Origin of the sequence: Synechococcus sp. BS56D, from assembly GCF_004332405.1 — a bacterium.
Lineage (GTDB): Bacteria > Cyanobacteriota > Cyanobacteriia > PCC-6307 > Cyanobiaceae > Synechococcus_C.
This window is the reverse complement of record NZ_PHQU01000008.1, coordinates 1-5756: the sequence shown is the minus strand read 5'-3', so window position 1 is coordinate 5756 and position 5756 is coordinate 1. Positions and strand designations below refer to the sequence as shown.

Below are 5756 nucleotides of genomic sequence, written 5' to 3'. Positions count from 1 at the left end.
TTGATGAAAGAGCGATGAAGGTGTGAGGTCCCGTCAAACAATTTCGTTGCGATGAAGTCATTCGCTGCAACGGTGAGGTTTTCACGAGCCTGACTGTTGCCGGTGTGCGAATTGATGGAGCAACAACCGGATCTGAGATCCTGGAAAGTCATGGATAGAGAAATCTAGAAGTGCACTCTTAAGAACCCTTTCTGTGTCAGCTGAAAGGAGGCCTCAACTGCAATGAGTGAAAACTGAATTGTGGGTGACGCAAATCAATTTGAGGTGATGGAAGTCATCAAAAGGAATTGATCTACAACGGAGAGTTTGATCCTGGCTCAGGATGAACGCTGGCGGCGTGCTTAACACATGCAAGTCGAACGAACCTTCGGGTTAGTGGCGGACGGGTGAGTAACGCGTGAGAATCTGCCCTCAGGAGGGGGACAACAGCTGGAAACGGCTGCTAATACCCCATATGCCGAGAGGTGAAACGAATTTCGCCTGAGGATGAGCTCGCGTCTGATTAGCTAGTTGGTGTGGTAAAGGCGCACCAAGGCATCGATCAGTAGCTGGTCTGAGAGGATGATCAGCCACACTGGGACTGAGACACGGCCCAGACTCCTACGGGAGGCAGCAGTGGGGAATTTTCCGCAATGGGCGAAAGCCTGACGGAGCAACGCCGCGTGAGGGATGAAGGCCTCTGGGCTGTAAACCTCTTTTCTCAAGGAAGAAGATCTGACGGTACTTGAGGAATAAGCCACGGCTAATTCCGTGCCAGCAGCCGCGGTAATACGGGAGTGGCAAGCGTTATCCGGAATTATTGGGCGTAAAGCGTCCGCAGGCGGTCCAGAAAGTCTGCTGTTAAAAAGTGGAGCTTAACTCCATCATGGCAGTGGAAACTACTGGACTAGAGTGTGGTAGGGGCAGAGGGAATTCCCGGTGTAGCGGTGAAATGCGTAGATATCGGGAAGAACACCAGTGGCGAAGGCGCTCTGCTGGGCCATAACTGACGCTCATGGACGAAAGCCAGGGGAGCGAAAGGGATTAGATACCCCTGTAGTCCTGGCCGTAAACGATGAACACTAGGTGTCGGGGGAATCGACCCCCTCGGTGTCGTAGCCAACGCGTTAAGTGTTCCGCCTGGGGAGTACGCACGCAAGTGTGAAACTCAAAGGAATTGACGGGGGCCCGCACAAGCGGTGGAGTATGTGGTTTAATTCGATGCAACGCGAAGAACCTTACCAGGGTTTGACATCCTGCGAATCTCCTGGAAACGGGAGAGTGCCTTCGGGAACGCAGTGACAGGTGGTGCATGGCTGTCGTCAGCTCGTGTCGTGAGATGTTGGGTTAAGTCCCGCAACGAGCGCAACCCACGTCTTTAGTTGCCAGCATTCAGTTGGGCACTCTAGAGAGACCGCCGGTGATAAACCGGAGGAAGGTGTGGATGACGTCAAGTCATCATGCCCCTTACATCCTGGGCTACACACGTACTACAATGCTACGGACAAAGAGCAGCAAGTTCGCGAGGACAAGCAAATCTCATAAACCGTGGCTCAGTTCAGATCGTAGGCTGCAACTCGCCTACGTGAAGGAGGAATCGCTAGTAATCGCAGGTCAGCATACTGCGGTGAATACGTTCCCGGGCCTTGTACACACCGCCCGTCACACCATGGAAGTTGGCCACGCCCGAAGCCGTTACTCCAACCCTTGTGGAGGAGGACGTCGAAGGTGGGGCTGATGACTGGGGTGAAGTCGTAACAAGGTAGCCGTACCGGAAGGTGCGGCTGGATCACCTCCTAACAGGGAGACAAACAATGATTTTGATGCCTGAGTACTTTTATTCTTAGGCCGAAATCCTGTCACCTTAGGTCGATCGGTACCTCAGCTTTGAAGTTAAGAGTGAACTGGAAACAGTGAGCTGCTTAATGGAGATTCTTAGTTCCTAAACTTTGTCTAGGTCACACCCCAAAAGGGATGAGACTCCTGGGCCATTAGCTCAGGTGGTTAGAGCGCACCCCTGATAAGGGTGAGGTCCCTGGTTCAAGTCCAGGATGGCCCATTCGGTGTTGGGGGTTTAGCTCAGTTGGTAGAGCGCCTGCTTTGCAAGCAGGATGTCAGGAGTTCGAGTCTCCTAACCTCCACTGACCGATCTCAATCCTCAATGTCCAGTCATGGAGTTTTGAGTTCAGTTGGAGTGTGATTTAGATGTGTCCGCTAGAGGAACCCAGCTTCCTGTCATTCCAGCGATAGAGAGAAATCTATTGATGGTTGATAAGATGCTGGGCTCGAATCAGGTGATCAAGCAATTGATGATTTGATTTGAAGTCTGGCAGAACCTTGACAACTGCATAGGTGAGTCTGGAAAGAATAAAGCATCTCATGGATGATGCGATGACTCTGAATGATGACCCGAAAGGGTGATGATGAGGAGTGATTGCAAATTCTATCGAGCAAGAGCCGAGACTCCATCACGTTCTTCTGATTGTGTCGAGCAATGAGGAGTTAGATCTTTGATTCAGCAATGAATCAGGGAGAATCTGTTTCAACGACAGCAAGCGTGTTGGAGATACATTGGTCAAGCTACAAAGGGCTCACGGTGGATACCTTGGCACACAGAGGCGATGAAGGACGTGGTTACCTGCGATAAGTCTCGGGGAGCTGGAAACACGCTTTGATCCGGGAATTTCCGAATGGGGCAACCCCTAGAACGGCCGCCTGAATCCATAGGGCGGTGCGAGCCAACCCAGCGAACTGAAACATCTTAGTAGCTGGAGGAAAGGAAAGTAAAAACGACTCCCTAAGTAGCGGCGAGCGAACGGGGAAGAGCCTAAACCGATGCTTTCGAGCATCGGGGTTGTGGGACAGCAATGTGGAAAAGGAATGTTAGTGGAAGTGTTTGAATGGCACACCACAGAGGGTGAAAGTCCCGTACACGAAAACTGAACTGACCTAGCTGTATCCCGAGTAGCACGGAGCACGTGAAATTCCGTGTGAATCCGCGAGGACCACCTCGTAAGGCTAAGTACTCCTGTGTGACCGATAGCGAAACAGTACCGCGAGGGAAAGGTGAAAAGAACCCCGGGAGGGGAGTGAAATAGAACATGAAACCGTGAGCTTACAAGCAATGGGAGTCCGACTGATCGGATGACCGTGTGCCTGTTGAAGAATGAGCCGGCGACTTATAGGCACTGGCGGGTTAAACCGGGAATGGTGGAGCCATAGCGAAAGCGAGTCTGAATAGGGCGTTTGTCAGTGTTTATAGACCCGAACCCGGGTGATCTAACCATGGCCAGGATGAAGCTTGGGTGATACCAAGTGGAGGTCCGAACCGACTGATGTTGAAAAATCAGCGGATGAGCTGTGGTTAGGGGTGAAATGCCAATCGAACCCGGAGCTAGCTGGTTCTCCCCGAAATACGTTGAGGCGTAGCGTCTCGTGCTCCAGCAGGGGGGTAAAGCCACCATTTCGGTGCGGGCTGCGAGAGCGGTACCAAATCGAGATGAACTCTGAATACCCTGTGTGTAGCGAGGCAGTCAGACTGTGGGGGATAAGCTCCATGGTCGAGAGGGAAACAGCCCAGACCGCCAGCTAAGGTCCCCAAATCAACGCTAAGTGATAAAGGAGGTGGGATTGCCCAGACAACCAGGAGGTTTGCCTAGAAGCAGCCATCCTCAAAGGAGTGCGTAATAGCTCACTGGTCGAGCGATCCTGCGCCGAAAATGAACGGGGCTAAGCGTTGTACCGAAGCTGCGGATTTATGGTAGGGGAGCGTTCCATGTGGGGTGAAGCGTTAGCGTGAGCGGGCGTGGACTGCATGGAAGTGAGAATGTCGGCTTGAGTAGCGAAAACATGGGTGAGAATCCCATGCACCGAAACCCTAAGGGTTCCTCCGGCAGGCTCGTCCGCGGAGGGTTAGTCTGGACCTAAGGCGAGGCCGAAAGGCGTAGTCGATGGATAACAGGTCAACATTCCTGTACCGGTTATGTTTTGGGAAGAGGGACGGAGAAGGCTAGCCAAGCCAGATGTTGGTTACTGGTTCAAGCGTTCGAGGCGTTGAGGATCGGCGAAAACGATCCGAGCTGAGGCGTGAGTACGAGCTGCTACGGCAGCGAAGTTGGTGACGTCATGCTTCCAAGAAAAGCTCTATACCCGTTAAGGCATAACTGCCAGTACCCGAAACCGACACAGGTGGGGTGGTAGAGAATACCGAGGTGCGCGAGGTAACTCTCTCTAAGGAACTCGGCAAAATGGCCCCGTAACTTCGGGAGAAGGGGTGCCAGCGCGAGCTGGTCGCAGTGAAGAGTCCCAGGCGACTGTTTACCAAAAACACAGGTCTCCGCTAAGTCGCAAGACGATGTATGGGGGCTGACGCCTGCCCAGTGCCGGAAGGTTAAGGAAGCCGGTCAGCGTAAGCGAAGCTGGCGACTGAAGCCCCGGTGAACGGCGGCCGTAACTATAACGGTCCTAAGGTAGCGAAATTCCTTGTCGGGTAAGTTCCGACCCGCACGAAAGGCGTAACGATCTGGGAGCTGTCTCGGAGAGAGGCTCGGCGAAATAGAATTGTCTGTGAAGATGCGGACTACATACACCCGGACAGAAAGACCCTATGAAGCTTTACTGTAGCTTGGTATTGTGCCCGGGCTCTGAATGCGCAGGATAGGTGGGAGACGTTGATCTAGTGCTTGCGGGTACTAGGGAGTCAATGGTGAGATACCACTCTTTCAGAGCTAGGGTTCTAACGTTCACCCGTTATCCGGGGAGCGGACAGTATCAGGTGGGCAGTTTGACTGGGGCGGTCGCCTCCTAAAAGGTAACGGAGGCGCGCAAAGGTTTGCTCAGGCTGGTTGGAAATCAGCCGTCGAGTGCAAAAGCAGAAGCAAGCTTGACTGTGAGACCTACAAGTCGAACAGGGACGAAAGTCGGCTTTAGTGATCCGACGGTTCTGAGTGGAAGGGCCGTCGCTCAACGGATAAAAGTTACTCTAGGGATAACAGGCTGATCTCCCCCAAGAGTTCACATCGACGGGGAGGTTTGGCACCTCGATGTCGGCTCATCGCAACCTGGGGCTGAAGTCGGTCCCAAGGGTTGGGCTGTTCGCCCATTAAAGCGGTACGCGAGCTGGGTTCAGAACGTCGTGAGACAGTTCGGTCCATATCCGGTGTATGCGTAGGAACATTGAGAGGATTTCTCCCTAGTACGAGAGGACCGGGAGGAACGCACCTCTGGTGTACCAGTTATCGTGCCAACGGTAAACGCTGGGTAGCCATGTGCGGAGTGGATAACCGCTGAAAGCATCTAAGTGGGAAGCCCACCTCAAGATGAGTGTTCCCATGGGGTAACCCAGTAAGGTCACGGGAAGAACACCCGTTGATAGGCTCTACGTGGAAGTCCAGTAATGGATGCAGCGGAGGAGTACTAATAGACCGAGGGCTTGACCAACATTTGGTTCTTGCCTGAGAGACAAGTTTTATTCAATTCAGACGTCATCACTGAAGAGTGATGGGAGCCTATGCAGTTCTCAGGGTTCAGACCTTGAGGATTGAACTATCCTGGTGTCCATGGCGCTGTGGTCCCACTCCGATCCATCTCGAACTCGGTTGTGAAACGCAGCAGCGGCGACGATATTTGGGGGGTAGCCCCCTGAGAAAATAGCTCGATGCCAGGTAAAACAATTCTCAAAATCAACGTTTAGCGAATGGAGAACCATTCCAACGTTGCAGGAAAGCCACCCGTAAGGGTGGCTTTTTTGTTGGCAGACTCCTCCACGCGCTACCGTT

2 tRNA genes and 3 rRNA genes are annotated in these 5756 nt (G+C 53.0%); all 5 read left to right on the top strand.

From position 1 onward, the window contains the following. Positions 1-294 precede the first annotated feature (294 nt). The 5 genes from CWE17_RS12035 to rrf all read left to right on the top strand — a co-directional run bounded on the left by CWE17_RS12035 (position 295) and on the right by rrf (position 5644). Positions 295-1779 (top strand): 16S ribosomal RNA (locus tag CWE17_RS12035). 185 nt (positions 1780-1964) lie between these two features. Beyond that, positions 1965-2038 (top strand) — tRNA-Ile (locus tag CWE17_RS12030). Positions 2039-2047: 9 nt separating this feature from the next. After that, positions 2048-2120 (top strand) — tRNA-Ala (locus CWE17_RS12025). Between the two features lie 432 nt (positions 2121-2552). Continuing rightward, positions 2553-5418: ribosomal RNA gene (locus tag CWE17_RS12020) — 23S ribosomal RNA — on the top strand. Positions 5419-5527: 109 nt separating this feature from the next. Next, positions 5528-5644 (top strand): 5S ribosomal RNA (gene rrf / locus CWE17_RS12015). Together the 16S, 23S and 5S rRNA genes with 2 tRNA genes alongside form the textbook arrangement of a ribosomal RNA operon. The last annotated feature ends 112 nt before the right edge of the window (positions 5645-5756 follow it).